Source organism: Halotia branconii CENA392, assembly GCF_029953635.1.
In the GTDB taxonomy this organism is placed as follows: domain Bacteria; phylum Cyanobacteriota; class Cyanobacteriia; order Cyanobacteriales; family Nostocaceae; genus Halotia; species Halotia branconii.
Genome location: NZ_CP124543.1, coordinates 6,255,616 through 6,280,211, shown reverse-complemented (window position 1 = coordinate 6,280,211; position 24,596 = coordinate 6,255,616). Strand labels below are relative to the sequence as shown.

Annotated in this window: 16 protein-coding genes and 1 pseudogene; 12 read left to right on the top strand and 5 right to left on the bottom strand. The window is 41.4% G+C overall.

What is annotated here, in order from left to right; translation table 11 throughout:
* The first annotated feature begins 216 nt into the window (after nucleotides 1-216).
* The 3 genes and pseudogenes from QI031_RS27470 (at nucleotide 217) to QI031_RS31655 (ending at nucleotide 905) form a co-directional block, all read left to right on the top strand.
* A complete protein-coding gene (locus QI031_RS27470; protein WP_281482733.1) occupies nucleotides 217-345 on the top strand; it encodes a hypothetical protein in 129 nt (42 codons plus the stop codon).
* Nucleotides 346-577 (top strand): annotated as a pseudogene (locus QI031_RS27465) (DUF433 domain-containing protein).
* Between the two features lie 82 nt (nucleotides 578-659).
* Nucleotides 660-905 (top strand): DUF5615 family PIN-like protein, encoded by a 246-nt coding sequence (locus tag QI031_RS31655; protein WP_343217878.1) that lies wholly within the window; start codon nucleotides 660-662, stop codon nucleotides 903-905.
* Nucleotides 906-938: 33 nt separating this feature from the next.
* Here the strand turns inward: QI031_RS31655 and QI031_RS27450 are convergent, their stop codons facing one another.
* On the bottom strand, nucleotides 939-2,279 hold the full coding sequence (locus QI031_RS27450; RefSeq protein WP_281482731.1) for an ABC transporter ATP-binding protein: 1,341 nt from the start codon (nucleotides 2,277-2,279) through the stop codon (nucleotides 939-941).
* Between the two features lie 161 nt (nucleotides 2,280-2,440).
* On the opposite strand from QI031_RS27450, the gene QI031_RS27445 reads away from it, so the two are divergent.
* From QI031_RS27445 to QI031_RS27405, 9 genes are all read left to right on the top strand, one after another.
* Entirely contained in the window at nucleotides 2,441-3,697 is a 1,257-nt protein-coding gene (locus QI031_RS27445) for an FAD-dependent oxidoreductase (RefSeq protein WP_281482730.1), read from the top strand.
* Nucleotides 3,698-3,930: 233 nt separating this feature from the next.
* Complete coding sequence (locus tag QI031_RS27440; RefSeq protein WP_281482729.1) at nucleotides 3,931-4,470, top strand: single-stranded DNA-binding protein; 540 nt, start codon at nucleotides 3,931-3,933, stop codon at nucleotides 4,468-4,470.
* 160 nt (nucleotides 4,471-4,630) lie between these two features.
* Nucleotides 4,631-5,068: a YidH family protein gene (locus tag QI031_RS27435; RefSeq protein WP_281482728.1), complete on the top strand. Its 438-nt coding sequence runs from the start codon at nucleotides 4,631-4,633 to the stop codon at nucleotides 5,066-5,068.
* 113 nt (nucleotides 5,069-5,181) lie between these two features.
* Nucleotides 5,182-7,032 (top strand): ABC transporter ATP-binding protein, encoded by a 1,851-nt coding sequence (locus QI031_RS27430; RefSeq protein ID WP_281482727.1) that lies wholly within the window; start codon nucleotides 5,182-5,184, stop codon nucleotides 7,030-7,032.
* Nucleotides 7,033-7,837: 805 nt separating this feature from the next.
* Nucleotides 7,838-10,417 (top strand): beta strand repeat-containing protein, encoded by a 2,580-nt coding sequence (locus QI031_RS27425; RefSeq protein ID WP_281482726.1) that lies wholly within the window; start codon nucleotides 7,838-7,840, stop codon nucleotides 10,415-10,417.
* A 180-nt stretch (nucleotides 10,418-10,597) separates the two neighbouring features.
* Entirely contained in the window at nucleotides 10,598-11,161 is a 564-nt protein-coding gene (locus QI031_RS27420; RefSeq protein WP_281482725.1) for a hypothetical protein, read from the top strand.
* Between the two features lie 245 nt (nucleotides 11,162-11,406).
* On the top strand, nucleotides 11,407-12,927 hold the full coding sequence (locus QI031_RS27415) for a DUF11 domain-containing protein (protein ID WP_425525993.1): 1,521 nt from the start codon (nucleotides 11,407-11,409) through the stop codon (nucleotides 12,925-12,927).
* A complete protein-coding gene (locus QI031_RS27410) occupies nucleotides 12,924-16,796 on the top strand; it encodes a TonB-dependent receptor (RefSeq protein ID WP_281482724.1) in 3,873 nt (1,290 codons plus the stop codon). Before QI031_RS27415 ends, QI031_RS27410 begins: the two co-directional genes overlap by 4 nt.
* 155 nt (nucleotides 16,797-16,951) lie before the next feature.
* Complete coding sequence (locus QI031_RS27405; RefSeq protein ID WP_281482723.1) at nucleotides 16,952-19,927, top strand: lamin tail domain-containing protein; 2,976 nt, start codon at nucleotides 16,952-16,954, stop codon at nucleotides 19,925-19,927.
* A 105-nt stretch (nucleotides 19,928-20,032) separates the two neighbouring features.
* Here QI031_RS27405 and QI031_RS27400 read toward each other — a convergent pair whose 3' ends face one another.
* From QI031_RS27400 to QI031_RS27385, 4 genes are all read right to left on the bottom strand, one after another.
* Nucleotides 20,033-20,293 carry a MoaD/ThiS family protein gene (locus QI031_RS27400; protein ID WP_281482722.1) on the bottom strand — a complete coding sequence of 87 codons (261 nt, stop codon included), beginning with the start codon at nucleotides 20,291-20,293 and terminating at the stop codon, nucleotides 20,033-20,035.
* Between the two features lie 116 nt (nucleotides 20,294-20,409).
* Nucleotides 20,410-23,028 (bottom strand): carboxypeptidase-like regulatory domain-containing protein, encoded by a 2,619-nt coding sequence (locus QI031_RS27395; RefSeq protein WP_425525992.1) that lies wholly within the window; start codon nucleotides 23,026-23,028, stop codon nucleotides 20,410-20,412.
* Between the two features lie 128 nt (nucleotides 23,029-23,156).
* Entirely contained in the window at nucleotides 23,157-23,984 is an 828-nt protein-coding gene (locus QI031_RS27390) for a fimbrial biogenesis chaperone (protein WP_281482721.1), read from the bottom strand.
* 130 nt (nucleotides 23,985-24,114) lie between these two features.
* Complete coding sequence (locus QI031_RS27385) at nucleotides 24,115-24,588, bottom strand: hypothetical protein (protein WP_281482720.1); 474 nt, start codon at nucleotides 24,586-24,588, stop codon at nucleotides 24,115-24,117.
* Between the last annotated feature and the right edge of the window lie 8 nt (nucleotides 24,589-24,596).

Genomic DNA, 24,596 nt, shown 5'->3' with positions numbered 1-24,596 from the left:
ATTTTGCGATCGCCTTTATCTTCCCTTAAAACCTCGGTGCGACAGACAGGCGATCGCGGTCTACTTAACGTTAAAATACTAATCGCAATCTTGTAGAGATGATTAGCAATGAAAATTAAAGCAGTTATCTGGCAAGAAGACGATGTATGGTGTGGTTCTGTACCAGCTTTGCCAGGATGTCACACTTGAGGAAACAGCTACGAACATCTATTAGAAATGCTGCAAGATGCGATTCGAGGTTGGTTGGAAGTTGCTAGACAACGGGAAGAACTTGACCCTGAAAAACATTTGGTTGAACATATCACTTATGGCAATCATCGGTTTAAGTTTCTCATTAAAAGATAAATGGCTGTAAATTATCACAACATTATTACTATTGAACCTGGAAAGCGAAGTGGTAAACCTTGTATTCGTGGGATGCGAATTACTGTATATGATGTAGTTATCTTATCTTGCTTCTGGGATGACCTATGAGGAAGTATTTAATGACTTTCCTTATTTGACGCAAGAGGATATTTTGGCTTGCCTCAGCTATGCGGCTGATCGAGAACGGCAAATGCTGACAATGCAAGCATGAAGTTATTATTTGACCATAACCTATCACCTCGGTTAATTGATCGACTAGCTGATAGTACCCAAACTCTCAGCATCTTTTTCTTATAAGCTTAGATCAAGCAGATGATCTAACTGTTTGGGAATACGCCCGACAAAATGAATTTACTGTTGTAACGAGAGATGCTGATTTTAATGAGTTGAGTATTTTGCGAGGATTTCCGCCGAAAGTAATTTGGATTCGTTATGGCAATTGTTCAGCCAGACAAATTGAAGAAATTTTGCGATCGCATGTAGAAAATATCCAAGCTTTTGACAAAAATCCTAGTTTGGGAGTTTTGACACTGTATTAGATAAAAAAGCAAATTTTAAGTACTAAGTAGTATCTAGTGACTGAAAATTGCTAAGTTAGTTTGTGGGTCAAAAAAGTGAATTTTATCTTGGTTCAATGATAACCATAGTTGTTCACCAATACTTACTAATCTTTCTGGTGGTACTCGCACTTGTAAATTATTAACTATATTTTCCGGCTCAGTCAGTTTAACGGCAACAAAGGAATCATTACCAAGGTTCTCGACTAAATCTACTTGCACTGGTATATTTTTAGTAGCGGGCAAACTCACATTTAAGTGTTCTGGGCGAACACCTAAAATGAGGGTTTGTCCATCATATTTTTGCAGGGCGCTTCCCCAACTTTCTGAGAGAGTGAGACGAAATTGGGAATGGGTAATTAACAGCGGCGCATGAAATTTTACAGGTATAAAATTCATCGGCGGAGAGCCAATAAATTCTGCCACAAAGCGATTAGCAGGACGATTGTAAAGTTCTAATGGAGAGGCAACTTGCTGAATTTGACCTTCGGACATAATGGCAATGCGATCGCCCATTGTCATGGCTTCTGTTTGGTCATGGGTAACGTAAATTGTTGTTGTCCCTAATTGGCGTTGCAATTTGACAATCTGGGCGCGGGTTTCTGCCCGGAGTTTGGCATCCAAGTTAGAAAGCGGTTCATCCATCAAAAATACTTGCGGATTGCGGGCGATCGCTCGTCCTAATGCCACTCGTTGCCTTTGTCCTCCAGAAAGCTGTTTGGGTAAGCGATTCAGTAAAGTTTCAATTTGTAATAAATGAGCTACATTCCTGACTTGTTGATGTATCTCTCGTTCTTTGGGAGAAACATAACGCAGTCCTTTGGGAAGCGATCGCGTCATTCCCACAAATGCATTTTCAGCCCACATCCGAAAATAGGAAGATGAAGAACTAATTTCTTCCCCTGCCTCCCTGGTCACTGAGCGAAGCCGAAGTGCTGCTCCCCCTGCTTTCTCTTTTCCCCGACGACGCAATCCAAAAGCAATGTTATCATACACCGTCATGTGAGGATACAGGGCGTAATTTTGAAATACCATTGCAATATCTCGTTCTTTGGGAGGTAGATCATTAATTAAGCGATCGCCTACCAAAATATTGCCGCCAGTCATCGTCTCTAACCCAGCGATTAACCGCAGCAGGGTACTTTTACCACAACCAGAAGGGCCAACCAACACCATAAATTCCCCATCGGCGATCGTTAAGTTAATCCGCCGCAGGACATTAATGTTTTCTGCACGCTCTGGTGATACATCAATGTTATTCCCATATTTGGCTGGAAGTTGGGTTTGTAAGGTAATATGTTCCCCTTTACGTGGGGGAAAACTTTTATAAACGTTTTCTAAAATAACTTGTGCCACGATTATTAATTATTGTCGTTGGTCATTAGCTTGAGACAAAAAATAAATTATAGATTAGCGCTCATGATACACGTTTCATCTGAATACGAAAAGTAAAAAAACAGTTTCAAGCATGAAAAGCGAATTAACCTAAATGTTAGGGCTGTCATTTAGGTATTGTTATGACTACCTATGTAACTGAGAATCCTTCCCAAGAGCCTAGCGTTAATCCTGCTCATGACATTGTAGACGTACAAACTACCGATTGTTGCATTGTCGGTGGTGGCCCAGCAGGAGCCGTCTTGGCGCTGCTGTTGGCACGTCAAGGTATTCCTGTCATGCTATTGGAAGCACACAAAGACTTTGACCGCGACTTTCGGGGAGATACAATTCACCCATCGGTGATGCAGATTATGGAGGAATTGGGTTTAAGCGATCGCTTGCTACAATTACCTCATGCAAAGATGCGCCAAGTTAAAGTTAAAACTCCTGAAGATACGGTAACACTAGCAGATTTTAGTCATCTGAAAACACCATATCCTTACATTACGATGCTTCCCCAAGTGAAATTTTTGGAGTTTATCACCCAAGAAGCGCAAAAATACCCTCATTTTCAACTGGTAATGGGTGCAAATGTCCAAGAATTAATTATTGAAAATGGTGTAACTCAAGGTGTGCGTTATCGAGGCGGCGGTGGTTGGCAGGAAGTTCGGGCAATACTCACAGTAGGCGCAGATGGTCGCCACTCAAGGTTAAGACTACTGGGTGATTTTGAGTCTGTTGAAACTTCGCCGCCGATGGATATTCTCTGGTTTCGCCTACCCAGAAACCCAGAAGAATTTGAAGGAGGAATGGGACGCTTTGCTCCTGGACACATTGTCGCCATGCTTGACCGTGGTGACGAATGGCAAATTGCCTACGTTATTCCCAAAGGTGGCTATCAAAAATTACGGGCTGCTGGTTTGGAGGAATTAAAAAAATCTATTGTGGAAGTTGTTTCAGAACTAAGCGAACGCATCGAAAATTTACAAGATTGGTCGCAGATAGCCTTTCTTTCAGTAGAATCCAGCCGTGTTCAGCGCTGGTATCGTCCAGGACTGTTACTTATTGGTGATGCAGCTCATATCATGTCTCCAGTGGGGGGAGTCGGCATTAATTACGCCATTCAAGATGCTGTAGTAGCGGCGAATGTCTTGAGTAAGTCGCTGAAAAACCGATATGTGCAACTGAGTGATTTAGCAAAAGTCCAGCGTCAACGGGAGTTACCGACACGAATTATTCAAGCATTTCAGACTTTTATTCAAAAACAGATTTTTGCTCCGGTTCTGCAATCAAATCGTACCTTTCAAACACCTGTTTTATTGCGTTTGCCCATTTTGCGCGATTTCCCAGCGCGGTTGATTGCTTTGGGTGTGTTTCCAGTTCATGTTGAAATTTAAATTGGTGGCAAGTATTTTTTCTGGGATTTAATGGTACAATTATACTACTCATGCAGAATTGAATGCTCATTATAGTCAGGCGGAAGCAGCGAATAGCATTTTAGGTGCTATTCAGAGCGATCGCTTGGCTTTTATGCTAAGAATGGCTAAAAAGTAAAGGTAGATAATCGATTCCAGCAATATTAAAAATGCCAACAGTTAAACATATCTAATTAACTACTTAGGAGGATTGAATGAACAGTTGTGTTTTAATGGCGGAAATTATTCAAGAACCGCAACTACGTTATACATCCGATAATTTGGCAATCACTGAGATGCTGGTACAGTTTCAAAATTCCCAGAAGTCTGATGATGCGCCAGCGACTTTGAAAGTTGTCGGTTGGGGAAATATAGCTACAGAAATTCAGCAAAACTATCATCAAGGCGATCGCGTCATTTTAGCAGGACGCTTAAGCATGAATACTGTAGACCGTCAAGAAGGTTTTAAAGAAAAACGGGCTGAATTAACAGTACAGCAAATTCAAGTTGTCGGAGGTAATTTTGAACTTAATTCCTCGGTAAATACATCATTTACAGAAACTTCTTTTCGTCAAACTACTCCAGCAGTCGAGATTCCTAGTTACGAATCACAACGTCCACCAGTAACTACCCCAGCTACAAGTGCCGTTGGCGTTGTTCCTCCAGTGACAAATCCTCAACCTAGCAAGTTTGAACCAACTGCTTACCCCCCAGTCAAAGAGGAAGAACCAGATCCAGATGATATTCCGTTTTAACTTTTTATCTGTGTGGTTATAATTACTTTCTAACCGCAGAGGCGCAGCGAAAAGTTCCTCGAAGCCGGGTTTCCCGGCGTAGGAAACTTTTCAAGACAGAGGCGCAGAGAAAAAAATAGAAGAGATTTTGAGGTTAGGGGTACGATAGAAGCTGAGATAGATGAATAATATACCAAAAGTAGATCGTCAACGTGAGCATCAAGCAAACGAACGTACTTTTCTAGCTTGGCTACGGACTTCTATTGCATTAATTGGCTTTGGTTTTGCCATAGCTAGATTTGGTCTATTTTTGCGTCAGCTGAATACTGCAATAACACGACAAGACTCTCCGGTCAATCCCTTGTTTAACTCGGAAAATTTGGGCGTTGTTTTAGTAATTTTTGGTATTATTGCGATCGCTTTAGCAGCATGGCGATATAACCAAGTTTTTTGGCAAATTGAACGAGGCGACTATCGACCCAACCGTTTGCCAGTTTGGATTATGACTGGAGTAGTCATTGTTTTAGGATTTCTCAGTATTCCTTTACTCTGGCTGCGTAATCACGTTCCTACTCGTCTATATTCTCCAACTCAGCCACAGTCACGAAATCTTCGTTAACTCTCGGCTCGACTTTATCCATTCAGGAATACAAAAGCTAAATTTCTGGGCATAGTATCAGAACTACTGTTAAAATCCAATTAATTTTTTAGTCCTGATTCTACCAGACTCCTATGAGTGAAACTGTACTAGAGGTTCGCAATCTCCAAGTTGAATTTTCCGGCGATTACAGTATTGTCAAAGCCGTGGATGGTATTTCTTTTCAGCTAAATCGAGGTGAAACTCTAGGAATAGTCGGAGAATCTGGAAGTGGCAAATCAGTTACAGCACTGGGTGTAATGGGTTTATTGCAGACTCCGGGTAGAGTTAGCGGTGGTGAAATTTGGTTTAGCACCCAGGCGAATGCTAACCCAATCAATTTACTAGAGTTACCGCCTGAAGAAATGCAGCTCCACCGAGGCGGCGATATCGCGATGATTTTTCAAGAACCAATGAGTTCACTGAATCCAGTTTACACGATTGGGTTTCAGCTCACTGAAGCGATTATGCGACACCAAAATGTGTCAACAGAACAAGCAAAACAAATTGCGATCGCAGGTCTGCAAGAAGTTAAACTTTTACCTAGCGATGAACTAATCGAACAACAGTATATCGAAACAGGGCATCAAGCAAAGTTGTCTCAACTGGTCAAGCAGCACAAAGAAGCCATCTTAGAACGTTACCCACACCAACTTTCTGGGGGTCAATTGCAACGGGTGATGATTGCAATGGCAATTTCTTGTAACCCTTTGCTATTAATTGCAGATGAACCAACTACAGCTTTAGATGTTACAGTGCAAGCCACTATTGTTGACTTGCTGGGAGAATTGCAAAAAAGCCGTGACATGGCGATGATTTTCATCACCCACGACTTGGGATTGATTTCGGAAATTGCCGACTACGTAGCGGTAATGTACAAAGGTAAAGTAGTGGAATATGGTGCAGCAGCGCAAATTTTTAGTAATCCCCAGCATCCATATACCAAGGGATTGGTAGCTTGTCGTCCTACACTCAACCGCCGTCCTCAAAAACTCCTCACCGTCTCCGATTATATGAATGCAGAGCAAACATCTACAGGAGAGGTAGTAATTCAAGCCAAAGAACCACCCCAACCCGTAGAAGTTACAGCCGAAGAGATATTTGCAAGATTGAACAATCTCAGCGAAAAGCCACCTCTGTTGCAAATCCGTGACCTTAAAGTTGGCTTTCCAGTGCGGGGCGCATTTGGCGGTACAAAGCGCTACACTATGGCAGTCAATGGTGTTTCTTTTGATGTCAAACCAGGGGAAACCTTGGGTTTGGTGGGAGAATCTGGTTGTGGTAAAACTACTCTTGGTAGAACTTTGCTACGATTGATTGAACCCATGAGTGGTCATATCATTTTTGATGGCCAAGATATTACAACTCTTAAAGGCGAACCGTTACAAAAACTGCGGCGAGAAATGCAAATAGTTTTCCAAAATCCCTTTAGTTCTCTCGACCCGCGGATGAAGATTGGGGATGCAGTGGTGGAACCGTTGTTAATTCACTCTGTAGGGAAGACAAAAAAACAACGACAAGAACGGGTTGCGGAACTTTTAGAACGAGTGGGATTGAGTGCAGATGCTATGAACCGCTATCCTCATCAGTTTTCTGGCGGTCAACGTCAGCGGGTTTGTATTGCTCGTTCTTTGGCATTAAATCCAAAATTTATTATCTGTGATGAATCAGTTTCCGCGTTGGATGTATCGGTACAGGCGCAGGTATTGAATCTTTTGAAAGAATTGCAAGATGAGTTTCAGCTAACTTATATCTTCATTTCCCATGATTTAAGTGTAGTAAAATTTATGAGCGATCGCATTTTGGTAATGAATCGTGGTCAAATTGTTGAACAAGGTACATCCGAAAGCATCTACCGTGAACCGCAAGAAGAGTATACACAAAAATTAATCGCTTCGATTCCTACTGGTAGTCCGGAACGGATGCAAAGTCGTCATAGTTTGTAGTGGGGACTGTAGTCCTCAAAAGCCAGGACTGAAATCCTAACTACAAACGAACAGGGAGCATTCTGTTTTGGCGAATCACCCTGTAAATTAGCAAATGTACTTAGTATTATTACTTAGTTTTTTTGCGGTTTCAAATCAAAATAAATGATTAAATGAAGCAAAGCTACCTAGTTTTAACACTGAGAAACGTAATGATAAATTTGCATATTTATAGATGATTTTGCATATATATTGTTTACTAGACTTTTGTCGTGATCTAGATCACTGATTATTTATCTCCATTACTTCGTCTTTTCTACCCCAATAGTCTTTATAAGATAGTAAACAGATATTACAGCAAATATCTATAACTGTTGTTAGATATAGATTTTAGCATTTCTCAACAGCGCAATTAATTACTAAAACTCTTATCCAATCTTCAAATATAAAGTTAGTTGCTACACTGCCATCACGCATTTACTGCTAGAGAAGTTACTTATTTATACGGAAGATTTTTATAGCAGCAAAAGTTACATTCTATTTGTATAGTTTATTTAGATAGCACATAAGAAGAAATTGCTTTCCTTTCATTTATGCCCATAAGCCTTAAATATCAGGGTTAAATACAAATACAACAGCAATTCATTTCTATGCGTTGCCTAAGTATATTTTTTTAAAGGGAGCAAATTATTTTACTCCCTTTAAGTGCATTCCTGGAACATTCAAGTTTTAGGTTGATATAAACGGTAATTCTTCAAGGAATTGCCGAACTTTATCCTGCTTGAAGATTCAGGACAGAAGTTCAGCAAACAAACAAACTACTTATATGGTAAAACAAAACAAGTCTGTAAACAAGCAACGTCAGCGTTATCAATCGTTAATAGCAACAGCATTATTAACTGGTAGCCTTTTTCAATTTCTCGCGCCTGTATTAGCAGAGGGTACTACAGCAGGTACATCTATAAGTAACACAGCAACTGCAACCTACGAAGATCCTAACAATCCAGGGACAACAATTAATGCCACCTCTAATACTGTAACTGTAACCGTGGCAGAAGTTGCTGGTATTACCGTTTCGGCTTCTGGTGTAACGGATAACACCGCTAGCGCTACCAATACAACAGTTCAGGTTGGTGATTTACTAACCTACACCTACACCCTAACAAACGTAGGTAATGACCCTACCAAATTCCATATTCCCAACCAAGCGACAACAACAGGCCCAGGTACAGTTTCTGGCGTATTACCTAATGATAAAAATGGTCAAGCACCAGCTAGTGGTCAGTTACAATACAGCACTGATGGAGGTGCAACCTGGACAAACGTGGCTCCAGGCGGCGTAGACACATCATCAGTACCCGTTGGCGGCACTGTGTTGGTACGTGTGCCAGTTACCGTTCAGAATGGCGCTCAAACCAACGATATAATCACCGTCACTCTTGGTAATACTCCTGGTAATGCTCAAAACCAACTGCGGAGTCCTGATGGTGGTGACGTTTACACTGTAGATAACCCCGATGGTAGTCCTGGCGAGGTAGCTGGCGCACCAGTTAATGGTACTCGTGAAGCTAGCGCCACAGAGCAAATTAAAGTTGGTTCTAGTGTAAAAACATACGCTTTAGCAACCATCCTCAAGACTCGCACTGCTTACAACAATGCTGGTACTTCTGCAATTACAGATGACAAGCTAACTTACGGTCTGAGTTTACGAGTTGAGTCTAATGACCCAACAGGACAAGGAATTATACCAGCAGCTTTGACAGGGACAAGCATCACTGTTGATGGGACTCCAGTCAATCGTATCCTGATTTCTGATGCGATTCCTGCGGGTACAGATTTGGCGGCTGCACCAACTCCACTGCCTGGTTGGCAAACTGTTTACACCACAAGCCTAATTTCCATTGATGCTAATACAGCTGCGTGGACTACAACAGTACCAGCCTCGTTAGCTTCGGTAACTCGCGTTGGTTTTATCAATAATCCAGCTACTATTACTTCTATCGCTCCAGGTACAACGGTAAATGGCTTCTCGATTCAGCTAGCTGTTGAATCAAATGCAACTTCACCTTTGATTATTGCTAATATTGCCCAGTTGTTTGGTCAAACCCCTGGTACTAATGCCCCAGTATACGACGAATCCGGTGATCAAAATCCCAGTAACTATGATGGGCCTATAGGCAATATGACACCTCCTCCGGGTACAGATACCAATAGTGATGGTGTTCCTGATACTCTATTGTCAGCTGATGTTGATGATGGCTATATTGATAACCCGACAACTCCTGAAACAGGAGTTGATACAGGCAATAACAATAGTGGTGTTGGTACTGGTGGCGAAGCAAACGTCTTCACAGTGCAAACACCTGTAGCCTCAGCTATACTCAACGGGCCACAAAATGCGCCAGATGCTACTGGTCCATCAGGTCTAACCAACGATGATTTCACTAACAAATCTTCTCTCGTTCCTGCTGGTATAGCACCTGGTAGTACGATTGACCCACAGTCAGTTGGCTTCACTAACACAATTAGGAACAGTGGTACTAATCCTGGAACGATCACATTAGTACCAACACCACCAACGAATAGCGCAGATTTACCAGATAATACCAAAGTAACTGTTACCTATAATAGTCAGTCTGCTGTCTATAACTATACTCAAGCAGGAGGATTTGCCTTAGTCAGCGGTGCAGTGAGTATTCCTAACGTTGCTGCTGGTGCAAGTATCAACTATGGTGTGGAAGTTGATTTACCTCCAGGTACAGCATTATCTACTGATATTAATAGAGGCTTCCCAGTACCAATCACTGCTTCTATTGATACCAATGCAGATGGTACACCAGATGGTCAAAATATCACTATTGATCGCGTATACACTGGCTTCTTACAACTGGTGAAAGTGTCACGGATTTTACAAGGAACTGGACCAGCAGTTGGTGCAGGTCAAGATAGTTTTGAGTCTACACCAGCTTACACAAATCCTATGACCACCACTGTGATTGATCCGAATCCAGGAGTTGCTGATGTACCCAGAAAACCTGCTCCGGGCAACATTGTTGAGTACCAGATTCGGTACAAGAATATCTCTGATGCCCAAGCTGGAACTGGTAACGTGATTTTGAATGCTGACAAAGTTGCGATTACTGAAGATGGTACGCAAAGCCCCAATAACTGGGCGCTAGACAATGATAGCAACAGTCAAATTGATACTAGTAATATTGTCGGTTCGGCTAAGGATTCGGGTGCTTCCACTGTCCAATTCTTCAATGGTAATCCAGCTAGTACCTCTAGCATTGACCAAACTGGAACAACGGTAAACACTGATGTTACTAAGTATGTGAATACTGTAACTGGTCAGGTTGCACCTGGTATTCAAAGAACATTTACTTTCCAACGCAAGGTTAACTAGATAGTTTAATTTCTTTTCCTCTCAGCTTTCTGAGAGGGAAAGTCTACATTTGTGGTTGGCGTTTTATAACTACAAATTTATGAAGTTAATCTTGACAGACTAATACGACATTCTCTAGCAAAAATAGGGAACTATAAATCAGCAATCAACATTTTGCAAGTTGTTTGAGGTTATTAATTTATGAAGGGTATTTTCATTGCAAGTTTAGGAGCTTTTGCTCTCGTTACTATAGTACCATTTGTTAGTCAAATCCCCGGAATACCAATTGTATGGCAACCAGGAAGTGCTGTTGCTCAAAATGTTAAAACTCAAGGGCAAATACAATTACATCTAGATGCTGAAAAGCAAGTGGTAATGAAAGATCAGCAGGGTAAACAAAGCAAAAAATGGCAACCTTTAAAAGGTCAAGCTGTAGTCCAACCTGGAGATGTATTGCGTTATACCCTCAGTGGCGAAAATAAAAGCGATCGCCTGATTAAAAATTTAACTCTTAATCAACCCATTCCTAAAGGTATGGTATACGTACTGAGGTCTGCTAATGTCACCAATAATGCAAAAGTGACTTATAGCATTGATGGTGGACGCAGCTTTGTAGAGAATCCCACCATTAAAGTTACTCTTCCTAACGGCAAGGTGGAAACTAAACCAGCGCCAGCAAGTGCTTACACCCACATTCGCTTGCTAGTTCCAACTGTTGCAGCTAAGACTACAGTCAAAGCGACTTATCAAACTCAGGTGCGCTGATGTTTATCAGCTTAATTCCCAACTCCCTTTTTTATTTGGAAAGGGAGAATAAGGCAATTTAAATTTATGTATTTATACCCAAAAATGTCGTTATTAATCAATAAGGCATCTTATATCAATTCCTTATGAAGATGCACTAAATTTTTTAATTACGAACCGCTATCGCGCAGCGTCTCGTTAGAGAAGAAGCCAAGGAAGAATAAGTACAAATTTATATAGAATTGGTATTAGAGGAGATTAATTAAGTGTTACATCCTCAAAAAAAACAGCAAATTATTTTTAATAATAGCTATCGTATTTGGTTGATAATTACTATTTTTATCGGAAGTTTATTACACATAAATACACCAGCAAAAGCACAAGAATTTGAAACTCGAAACATAATTAACCAAGCTAGTTATACATATACAGATCCGGCTACTACATATAAATATCTAGGAATTTCTGCTCAGGTTGATCTGAATACAAATATATTAATTGATCCATTAGGACAAATATTAGGTTGTGCTGGGATAGTTTTACCTAACTATACAGGTTTTTCAGTCAGTCTTTATGAACCTAATCCAGGTGATACCACAAAAACAGAATTAGGACAATTAGTTTCCCTGACGCGCACAGAATTACCTGATATTCCTAATAATAAGATTCCTGGTGGTAAAACGCCAAATATTGAAAATAGTAATCCTTACTTCCTGACAAATAATCCTGCTGGTGCTTACAATTTTTTACTTGATCGAAATAATGGTCAAACTAATCCAGGTAAAACTTATATTTTTGTAGTCAATCCTCCGTCAAATTCTATTTATAAACAACGACGTATCAAAATTCAAATTCTTGATAGCACTGGCACACAAGGTAACGATATTGTCAGGTATGTAGCTACTTCTTTAGATGGTCAGCCGATTAATCTTACAGGTCAGACCAGGGTAGAAAGCTCAATTGTTTTAGTTCCTAATGCCGAAGTTGTGGGGCTGCAATTATTAGCGTTTCAATTCACCACAAATATGTGTCAAGCGAATCAGTTGCAGATTATTAAAACAGGCGATCGCGCGGCTGCGGAACCTGGAGATACGGTGATCTACCGCTTGTCAATAAAAAATCTCGCTGATATTGGTTTGAATAATGTAGTAATTACCGATAACCTCCCTTTAGGATTTAACTTTTCATCTAAAACTGTACGGGGAGAATTAGATGGTCAGCCAGTCGCCATCATCTCAGAACGCAATGGGTCTACTGTGACATTCCGCACAGATATTACCATCCCAACAGAGAAAGTTCTAAATATTGCCTACGCTGCTCAACTTACAGCCGATGCTTTGCGTGGTACTGGCCGCAATAGTGCGATCGCTAATGCCTTACGAGTTGACAACGGTTTTAGTATCAAGGACGGCCCTGCAACTCACCAATTAAAAATTCGACCAGGAATTGTTTCTGATTGCGGCACGATTATTGGTCGTGTGTTTGTTGATAAAAACTTTGACGGTGAACAGCAATCTGGTGAGCCTGGGATTCCCAATGCAGTGATTTACACCGAAGACGGCAACCGCATCACCACAGATCCTAATGGTTTGTTCTCCTTAGCCAATGCCTTACCGGGAAACCATACAGGTGTTTTAGATCTCAGCAGTGTTCCTGGTTATACTCTCGCTCCCAACCACAAATTCCGTGAACGCAATAGCCAATCTCGCTTGGTGCGTTTAGAGCCTGGCGGATTGGTACGCATGAACTTTGCAGTTACCCCCACCTTCCAGGAGCAAGGCAAATGAACCCTAGACTGCACCATGCAAATACCTTGAATCTGAAATTGATGGGGGCGATGCCGATAGTAGCTCTCAGCCTTGTTTTGTATCCTGCAACAGTCAAGGCGGAACCCAATAATGAATCTCTAGCTGCTAATTTATCTTTGCCAGCAAACACAACCATCGAAGCTCAAGAACAGGAGAATAAACTTGCTGAAAATAGCATAGATTCAAATTCTCCCGATCTTCTAGAAAATTCTCAGCAGCAATTTCCGCATATTCAATCTCCTGCAACTTCTTCAATATCTATTGATCTGGCTGATACTTCAACTTCAGATATTGAGTTAACTAAAACAAAAATACAACCATTTCAATCAGAAAATTCTATTCAATTACTTAAAGGCTTACGTAAAGTAGCGAAGCTAGAGGAAAAGAAAAATAACATACAACCTGCTCTTTTTTCTCCAGCTTCATCAATAGAAATCCAACCATTTCAACCAACAACTTCTACTCCATTACCCAGAGGCTTACGCAAAATAGCACAAATAGCCGAAGACAAAGAAACAATTCCCTCTACTTCCTCTGTTTCAACAGCAGTTAAAATCCTCACACCAATGGCTAACACTGTAGTAGATATTCCAGCTACTACAGTGATGTTACAATTTCCTGCTGATAGTCAGGTGGAATTGCGAGTAAATGGTACTTTAGTAGATCCTGCTTTGGTGGGACGAACGGAAACTGATGCTACTACCAACTTGATAACGCAGACATGGTATGGTGTCTCTTTACAAGAAGGAGCAAACACCATTTCCGCACAAATTGTAGCAAGTGCAGAACCGCCTACAACAGTGCAGGTAGTAGTACGAGGAGCGCCACAACAACTCAAATTAGCTACAGTTGAGTCTCGTATTCCTGCTGATGGACGTTCTATAGCTACCATCAAAGGTCAACTGATTGATGCAAGTGGTAATCGCTCCAATCGGGATGCAGTTGTGACTTTGACAGCCACGGCTGGGAAGTTTATAGGGGCAGACTTCAAGCCTGACCAACCGGGATTTCAGGTGGAGGCGAAAGCAGGGCAATTTACAGCGAATTTGCGATCGCATCTTGAGGCCGAAACTGTAACAATTCGGGCAACAACTAATGACTTAGAAGCCTTTACTCAACTGCAATTTGAAACCGCCCTACGTCCTAGTTTGGTGACTGGGGTTGTAGATGTCCGTTTGGGGGCTAGAGGTACAAATTATTACGGTAGTTTTCGTGATTTTCTGCGTCCTGACAAAGACACCAGCACCCAATTAGATTTTAATTCAGCCGTCTTTGCCACTGGTGCGATCGGCGAGTGGTTGTTTACAGGGGCATATAACAGTTCTCGCAGCCTTAACGAAGATTGCGATTGTAATAATCGCTTATTTAGAAGCTATCAATTTAGTGAACAAAATTATCCTGTTTACGGTGATAGCTCTCAGGTTGATGTAACCACACCTTCAATTGATAGCGTATATCTCCGGTTTGAGCGTTCGACTGGTATTCCTGGAACTACTCCCGATTATGCAATGTGGGGTGATTACAACACCGAAGAGTTTGCTCGTTCATCGCAGCAATTTACTAGCATTACTCGCCAACTCCACGGCTTTAAAGCTAACTATAATTTAGGAAACTTTCAGATTACAGGCTTTTATGGCAACCATCTAGAAGGATTTCAACGAGATACTATTGCTCCCGATGGTACTAGTGGCTATTACTTTCTTTCTCGTCGGATTCTTGTTCCAGGTAGTGAAAATGTCTTTATTGAATTAGAAGAACTGAATCGCCCTGGTACTGTATTGCAACGCGAACAGCTCAATCGAGGTTCTGACTACGAAATTGATTACGATCGCGGTACTCTATTATTCCGTGAACCTATCCTTCGTACCGATATTGATGCAACTGGTCAAGTATTGGTACGGCGGCTTGTTGTTAGCTATCAATACGACAGTCAAGACTCTGATAGCAATATCTATGCTGGTCGTTTGCAATATAACCTTTCTCGTAATCTGAACAATGAAAGTTGGTTGGGTGCAACCTACGTTAAAGAAAATCAAGGTGTGCGTGGCTTTGAACTCTACGGCGCAGATACCATGATTTCTCTGGGTTCTCAGGGCAAATTAACGGCAGAATATGCTCATTCCACTAATGACTCTGACCTGATGGGACGGGTACGTGGTGAAGCTTATCGTTTGGAAGCAGAGGGAAAAGTTACCAATGCAATTCAAGGTCGTGCCTATTATCGCTATGCCGATACAGGCTTTGCTAATAATGCCACCATTAGCTTTGTACCCGGTCAAACTCGTTATGGAGCGCAGCTGACAGCCAAATTAACCTCAAGTACTAACGCTAGGGTGCAGTATGACCACGAAGATAATTTTGGGATTGCACCCCAACCTCTAGATACCTTTGAAGAACTCTTTTCACCACGTTTAGAAGCGATTCCCGGTAGTAAAGTTAATAATTCTCTGACGACAATTTCTGCCGGTATTCAACAACGCTTGGGTAAAGCTATTTTTGATGTGGATTGGATTCACCGCAATCGAGAAGATCGTATCCCCAACAGTGCATTGAGCAGTAATTCTGATCAATTGCGATCGCGTTTTTCAGTTCCTATCGCTAAAAATCTGACTTTCCAAGCGCAAAATGAACTGACTTTATCTTCTGATCAAGATACTGTTTACCCAGACCGTACCATCTTGGGTTTAAATTGGGCAGCAATGCCTGGTGTCAATATCAGTCTTGCTCAACAGTTCTACACCAGTGGTCAATTTTCGGGTAATTCCATCACTAGTTTAAGTGTCAACGGCGAACACAAACTTGGCTCAGATACGACCTTGACTGGTCGTTATTCAATTTTGGGTGGTGCTAACGAAGTTACTACACAAGGCGCAATTGGTCTAAATAACCGTTGGTCTATTGCTCCTGGTTTACGGCTAAATCTCGCTTACGAACATGTATTTGGTAACTTCTTCGGACGCACTGCAACAGGTCAACAATACGCCCAACCCTTTGCTTTTGGTCAGAGCGCCTCTTCTATTGGGTTTAACGGTGGAGATAGCTATAGTGTCGGGTTGGAATATAGTGATAATCCTCAGTTTCAAGCCAGCGCTCGTTATGAATATCGTACTTCTTCTGGTGGTTCTAACACTGTAATCTCAGCAGCCGCTACGGGTAAGATTTCTCCAGCTTTAACGGCTTTAGTGCGTTATCAACAAGCTGGGTCTTCCAATCAAAAGCTGACTGGATTGGGGGATACCGCTAACCTCAAGCTAGGTTTAGCCTACCGCGACCCCAAAAACGATAAATTTAATGCTTTGTTGCGTTATGAATATCGCAAAAATCCGGCGTTGATTCCTGACACTATTTTTTTAGGTAGTGGTACGGGTTCTGAGGATCATACCTTCGCTTTGGAAACTATTTATGCTCCTAACTGGCAATGGGAATTTTACGGTAAGTATGCCCTGCGTAACAGCACTTCTTATATAGCTAGTGATTTAGCTGGTACTAGCACGGTTAATCTAGCGCAAATTCGGGCTACTTACCGCCTCGGATACAGTATGGATTTGGTGGGTGAAGCTCGTTGGATTGGTCAATCTAACTACACTGAGACAGGCTTTGTTGTAGAGACGGGTTACTATTTGAGTCCTAATCTGCGTCTTGCTGCTGGCTATGTGTTTGGTCAAGTCGATGACCGAGATTTTTCGGGTACGCGTTCCGCAGGCGGTCCTTACTTGGGTATCACTCTCAAACTCAATGAGTTATTTGAAGGTTTTGGACAGCAGAAGCCTGTACCACGCCAGCAACAGGAATCTCAATCACAACCAGCAGTCAATCAAGTAAAGGAGGTAGGCAAGCTAAAGATATGAATTTATTTATACGAAATTTTTTATGTAATTTTACTAATAAATTAAATTTCAAAGTAAATGCTGATTGTAAATACGTTGCTTTGGGCAAGTTAAAAAATGGAAGAAACAATGCGATCGCTGTTATCCAAATAATATCAGGAGCTAGTCAAGCATAAATGAGTCTACTGTTAAAAGGTCTTTTAGCGGCCCATAAAAACCCCTTCAACCGCTATAGAAAATTATTAGGTAGCCTTGCTTTATCACTGTGCGTCCTGAGTTCCTGGACACATACTGCTCAAGCTGAAGGTAGTCGCACTCTGTATCCCAGTACCGCCCCTGCCGGAAGTAGCAGAGCTAACCTAGAGTGGCGTACTGATACTTATGGCGGCTTGGTGCTGCGACGAACTTTACTAAAAGTCTATGCCAACCAAGGAGAGTATATTCTTTTGGGTTCCAGTGCAGTTGGGGTAGGTAGCGGTAATATCAGGGTTTACAACCCTAATCGTGTCAGTGGCAGCATTGGCAGCGAAACGATTCCCACGACACCAGATTTTCAATGTTCCTCTCAACCTGGGCGGGGTGTTATCTCAACTCGCCAACAGGAATTAAATGGCCCCCGCGCGATTTCTGGCACAGGTAATCCCAACGGCTATATTCCCTGTTACTATCAAGCTCCATCCCCTGGAGTTTATGACATCGTTTTCTACGGACCTGATGGGGGTAACGCCGCAAATAATGTCGCTCCGACTGGTGAAATTAATTTGAGTAGTAGCAGCAATTTTGGTACTCAACAAGGAACTAGTGTTGCAGCTTGGGATGTAACGGTACGCAGCAGCGACCAAACTTCCACAACTGACAAAGAGGGACGGTTATTTAGCTACTATCTTGCCCTCTACACTGGCAGTAATGGTCGAAATCTCAACTTCCCAATTTATCCTATAACGACAGATGGCTTCCGATACAAAGTAGAACTTAGAGGCACAGATCCCAATGGATTTGTTGTCTATGGTAATCAGGTAGGCTTTTTTGACAGTGATGGAAAAACGCCTCTTTACCACGACATATTAGGGGCGGATGGTCAGGTTGCAAATCCTCTAGGTAATGTTAGCTTGGCTCGTCCCCAATATGCTACCTTTTTCAACCCCATCGACTCTAACGTAATTCCATACATTGATCGATATAAATCAGATGGCACTTTAGAGGGAATAGGCATTCCTCTTAATCCAATTATTCCCGAAGTCAAAAATTTGCAATTCAACGGCACAGTTACGGGAAACAATAGTTCTTTTGGTACAGGTGGTACTTTCAGCTTTAGTAGCAACGTTACAGGTACTTACGAACTCATTATCAGTCGAGACGGTAGTAATTTTGATCCCAGCAACTCACAAAACCGCCTTTTACGAGGGGGGATGACTGTAACGGGACAGCAATCAGTTAGTTGGGATGGTAAAGATAACAGTGGGAATTTTTTCCCGGTTGGCAGTAATTATAAAGTCAGTATTAGAACTTTTGGAGGTGAATATCACTTTCCTTTATTGGATGCGGAAAATAATTTTACCGGTGGTCCTACCATTACAATGCTGAATGCTATTAATCCTATAGGCAATACAAGAGGATTTTATGACGACCGTGGTTATAAAACCATCGGTGGTACTCAAGTTGGTACGTTGGGTCAAGTACTTTGTGGTAAAGGTCCACCAAGCCCAGCCTTCAGTGACCCAATTAATGGCTTTGACACCGCAAGTAATGACCGGAAATTTGGTCAATCTGGTAACAATGGTAATGCTAATAAATTATGCGATTCCACCGGTTCATTTGGAGATACCAAAGGACTGGATTTGTGGACTTATTATCCTGGTGTAACTCAACCAACTCCATTGAATATTATTGATAGAGTTTCAGCTAACTCTGGTAAAATTATTATTAACGAAGTGTTGTACAAAGAAACAGGAACTAGTACTAACACTAACGATGAATTTATTGAACTATATAATGCTTCTACGTCTGCTGTAGATTTAAGTGGTTTTAAATTGGCAGATGGACATTTAACTGCTAGTGACAATGATGGCACTAACGGATTGACTCATATATTTCCTAATGGTGCAACTTTACAGCCAGGGCAATATGCTGTGATTTGGATTGGAGATAACAATGTCAATCATCAAGCCACAAAAGCCACTTTGCAATATTGGTTAGGACAAACTCCCAAACTCAATAACTCTGGTGATGATGTTTGGTTATACGATAATCAAGATCAGATTATTGACTATATCGCCTATGGCACAGGCAATGAGGTTAATACGCCTCCCTCAAGTGTTTTAAATCTTTGGGATAATACCTATCAATCTTCTTTGGCTGGGGCTAATACAGGCCAATCTATCAGCTTGACTCCAAATGGGCAAGACACTAATGCTAGTGCTTGTTGGGAAGCAACAACTAGTAGTAATGCCGCTACTAGATGTACAAACTATTTACCAACTAGAAACACAGATACTATAGGCAGTCGTGTGACTAGTGTGGGCGAAAATAATAACGGTGCTGCTGTTACTCAACCAACCTTAGTGTTAGTTAAACGTATTACCCGCATCAATAACCAAGATTTAACTGATATTGTTGATGGTCGTAGCGATGTTCCTACTAATGCTACTAACTACGTAGCTACACCACGAGATACTGATGATAACGATCCTAAATGGCCTAGTGGTTATTTACAAGGATTAATTAATGCTGGCACTGTTAAACCAGGAGATGAATTGGAATACACTATCTATTTTCTTTCTAATGGTTTAGGTAATGCAACTAATGTAAGATTTTGTGATTTAGTTCCTGTAAGTACTAGTTTTACTCCTACTGCTTTTAATGGTATGACTTCCAATGATGGTGGTTTACCAGGAGCAAATCAAGGTATTGCTCTGGCTGTTGGTGCTAGCACGCCTACGGTTTACTTCAGCAATGTAGCAGATGCAGATCGTGGACGTTTTTATCCTGCCAACGATTCCGCTACACCGTCGTACTGTGGAACTAATATCAATGGGGCTGTGGTAGTCAATATTACGCGGAGTCCAGATTTGCCTAATCTACCAAAAGCAACTGGATCTGGTACACCTACTAATTCTTATGGTTTTGTTCGCTTTAGAGCTAAGGTGAAATAAAATATTTATTTTTGGTTTTTTGGTGGTTAAATAGTCAATTTTTAACCACTAAGACACAAAGACACTAAGATGAAAAGCCTAAAATTAGGTAACTTTTTTGAGACTTTACCCACCACTAACTGGGGGAATTAATACTACTTCGTCGCCTTCTTGCAGTAGGGTATCTGGTTCTACAAATGTCAAGTTGATGCCAAAGCGGGTAATGTCACGCCATTGGGTAAGTTCTGGGTGTTCAGCGATGAGGCGATCGCACACTGCTCTAACTGGTGTATCATCAGGAAATTCTAGCGCTAGTTCCGAAACTCCATAAGCTTCTTGATAAGCAGCAAACAATTTGACAGTAACTGTGATCGCAGACTTAGACATATAATATGCTTTGGTAATAGCAAATTCGTAATTCGTAATTTGTAATTCTAAGAAGTAAAGAATTGGTATAATTTCTGAAAATTATTATACATCAAAGGGCATGGTGAAGAGTTGGCCTAACTAGATGGCTGTTGCAGATTCAATTCTTGAAATGGTTCTGAAGACTCTTCTAATTGCAAACTACCAGCTGATTTGCCATTAATTTGCAAGATGTATTGACCTTTTTGTAAACCTTCTAAATAATATACTCCTGCACCGTTGGTGACAGAAAATCGCCGATTTAGCTGATTTGGTTGTATGGCTTCTACTCGTGCGCCTGCAACTACATTACCTTGAGCATCCGTTATCACTCCTAATCGCGTGTAAGAGCGAATCAGCGATACCATTACAGGAGTATAACTGCCAGCAACCACATCAACTGCCAAAGCATCAACCGTAGCTTGCCAGTCGGGGGGAAAACCTGCTGGATCGAGTTCTAGGCGATAAATTCCAGTAGGCATACGCACTAAAATGCGATCGCTTCTAATATCTGGTTGAAAAGATTTAATTGAGCGATTGTTAATTACCAATAGTGATTCGGGATTTTTGGTATAAAATTCTTCGCCCTGATCGCGCTTACCGTTATTATTGCGGTCAAAAAATGGTTGAATTAATAAACCGCCTTGAGTGCGGAAGTATTGGGAACGGCGATCGCCTGGGGTAAAACCTTTTTGTAAACCAAGGCTAGAAACTAAATCTACACTAAAAGTTGCTTGATCGGAATTGACTGACACACCCTGATAACGTCCTCGCAACTGTAAACCGGGTAAAACCGTTGTTGATAATGTAGCAATTAGTCCTGTAGCCTGAGAACCAATGCCATAACCAAGCTGAAATTCCCAAAGATAATTACCATCAATTACTCTTTGGGGAGAACGATAACGCCAACCCAAGACAAGTAAGTTATCAGCGCGATTTTGATTCAGTGTTTCGTAACTTAACAGCAATGAGTTACCGGAATCTACCCAGCTATTTGCAGATAATTTGTAGATGAGTTCTGACAAAGTACCAATTTCGTTTCCCCGCTGCGTCAGTTCTAATTTGCCTAGACGTTGCAGTAAATTCCACCGCCAGCGATTTTCAGTATCTAAGCTGACACGGGCAAAAGTAAAGGCATCTTTGCCACTAAAATTAATTTGTACTCCGCCAAATGTAGCATCTCGTGTGCTGGTATTAGTGAATAAACTGAAATTAGAAGAAACTCGCCAATCTAAATTAAATCGACTAGAAAAGCGATCGCTGGTAAATACAGCATTCAAGTTAGGAAATGGATCATAACGAATATCTGCATTTATATCCCACTTGTTACCTGTAAGTGCTGAAACTGCTACCTGTAAAGGCAAATCGCCAGAACGCCAAAATAACTCTGCTAAAGCTCTGGCAGATTCATCGTACACTCCACCTAAACCTACTGTAAGGCTTTCTGACAAACCCCACCTTTGAGCAATTCCACCCCTAAATTCCGAAAAGTTTCCTAAAAAACTGGGATTTTCAGAAAATTCTCGTCGCAACCCACCAGAAACAACTAATGCTGAAGCACCTGCTGGCAATTGCCCTGGTACTATAGAAAAAGTTGCCTCTCGAATTTCTGGTTGGGCTGTGAGTCGCCCTTGGGGATACAGTAAGACACGATAATTATTACCCAGAAATTGATTATCGCTCTTAATATTTTCAAAGCGGTAAATGCCAGAAGAATCAACTAAAATTTCCGCAATGACGCGATCGCCTAAACCTTGTACTAGGCGTACTAATGTACCTGGCTCAGTTTTACCAGAAATCGTACGGCCAACTGCGGCGGCTTGTAAGCGTTGGCGAGGATCAGAAAAACCACCACCAAAAAATTGAGGAGGTACAAACCCCTGTCTTTGAATATAGGTAAAACCCCAATAATCTCCGGTTCCTTGATTTTGCCAAAAAGTTGGCTGGGAACCAATAAAATAATCAGCTAAATTAGTTTGCCGTAAAAACTGCGCCTCGGCAATATTCCAAGTTTGCTGATTTTGTAAGTTTGGTTGATCGGTACGGATAAACCATGAACCGCCAAAAGCACTACCAACAGCAACTACGTCACCTCGATAACTCGCTGACGTAGTTGCAGTGCCGCTAGCATTCACCTTTTGTTCAATTGTTGCTATATTAAAATTTGCAGGTGCAATATGCGGTAATCCTTGGAGTTGAATAGCGGTTTCTGTTTGGGTTAATTCCCCGCTGGATTGATTCAGCCAAGGAATTTCTAAAACAATGGCGTATTCGTTAATATCAAATGTCGCCGCTACTCCAAACAAAGTTTGTAAATCTTGAATAGAAAATACTAGTCCCAATTCTGAATCGGTGCGAAGTTTTTGAGGATTAATCCGAGTGACAATACCAGGCGATCGCACTTCTAATTGTCCATCTGGTAATGTAGTGACATTCAATTTCAAAGCTGAAATTACAGCATCATAAGGCAATAGCCAATTAGCAAAATTAATTGCTTGGGAACCATTTTCTTGACCACGTATTAAGATACTAGGATTAACGTTGCGTTTGCCTACATTCAAGCCCACAGGAAACACCCCAAAACTTTTGGACTCATCAGTTAATGGGGTAGTAATTTCCGCAGTATTTGCAGCAGCTGGGGTGACAATAATTTGGCAAATAATAGCGATCGCTGCTAGCAAATATCTAATGTTGGTGAATAATAACCAAGGTCGCACAATACTCCAAATTTACCAGTATAATTACGCATAAACAGAAAGGCGTTGATTGCAACGCCTTGACAAACGTATAATTCCCGCTATGAGTCCAAAATTAACGTGATTAGTGATGTATTCCAAACTACACTTTATTTCTTTTCTGATGCAGCAGTTTGAGAAGGGATAGTAACATTTAAATTAAATGGCAATTTCTTTTTATTATCATCTGCTGACCAGACTAACTCACCACTTAATTGATAACTACCAGGAGAAAGCGCTGCTGTATCTTGTTGGGGGTAGCTTAATAAAAAATAGCGATCGCTTTCTGCTATAACAGCACTAGCATCTGCTTGACCAGTTTTAATTACAGTATCTCCACGGCGTAGCGTCCAATTAACACTGGGGCGGGCAGTTGCTTTACCAGTATTACGAATCAAAAGTTGAATTTGTTTTTGTTGTGAATTGAAGTTAGCATCATTTACTGCCAAATTAGGAGAAAGATTACCTTTTCTAACATAAAGAGTCACGCCAATTCGTGCTACTAAGCTAACATTATTGCCAACATTATCCTTAGCATCGGTGAGAGTTTCATTAAAAACTACTGCTCGATATTCTCCATCTGGTAAACTAGGAGCCAATCGACTGATAATGCGTACCCGGCGGCTTTCTCCTGGCTTAATAGTCAATTCACGAGGTGAAAATTGCAGATATTTAGTCAAATCATTGGGGCTAGAAGCTAAGGTTTTAAACCCAGTATCTCGGCTATAGGTGAAAGGTTCAGCGTAAACACGAACGCGAGACGGAGCATTGCTAGTATTTGAAATAGTGATCATTCCTTGGGCTTGTCCTCGCTCTGCTTTGGCTTCAATTACCATTGGGGAAACACTCATTTGTGCTTTAGCAGTACTGGGAAACAGAACCAAAGCGGATAAGAATATGCTAGAAGCAGCTACTGACAACCATTTGTCATCAAACATATTTATTAGCCCAAGATAGTAAATTTAATTTTTGTGTTCAGGACACTTTGCTCAACAAGAAAAACCTCATAGACAAGTGTCCTAAACAAACTGTTAAAGTTTGATTTTCCAGGTAACTTGAATTGCTGCCTTATGGCACGATAGTCAAAGTTGTTATGTAGCTGTAGTTTCCTGGAACCAGCGGACTGCCTTTGTCTACAATCATGTCAACACTCAAAGGTACAGAGCCACCAGTAGGTAATGGTAAAGGAGAACCGCTATTGGAATCTGTGCTGCCAACAGGTGAGTTTATGTGTCCAGCAGAGAACATAGGCGTAAATGCAGGGCCTCCAGTTTGCTGTGGTTGAGATATACTCACTCTGGCAGGTTGGTTACAGCTAACACTAACTTGACCAAATACTCCTCCAGAAAACCCTCCCGCTAGAGCAGTGGGGCTAGTAGGCTGATTGAGTCCTAACTTACCAGGAGTCACTTGTCCAAAGGTGCAAGCACCATTTACACTTCCAGTGAAAGGAACATCTACGGTTTGAGCCATTGTTTTGGGTGCAAGAACAACGGAACCGACAATAACCAAAACTGCGGTTAATAATGAACGACGAATCATATTTAAAT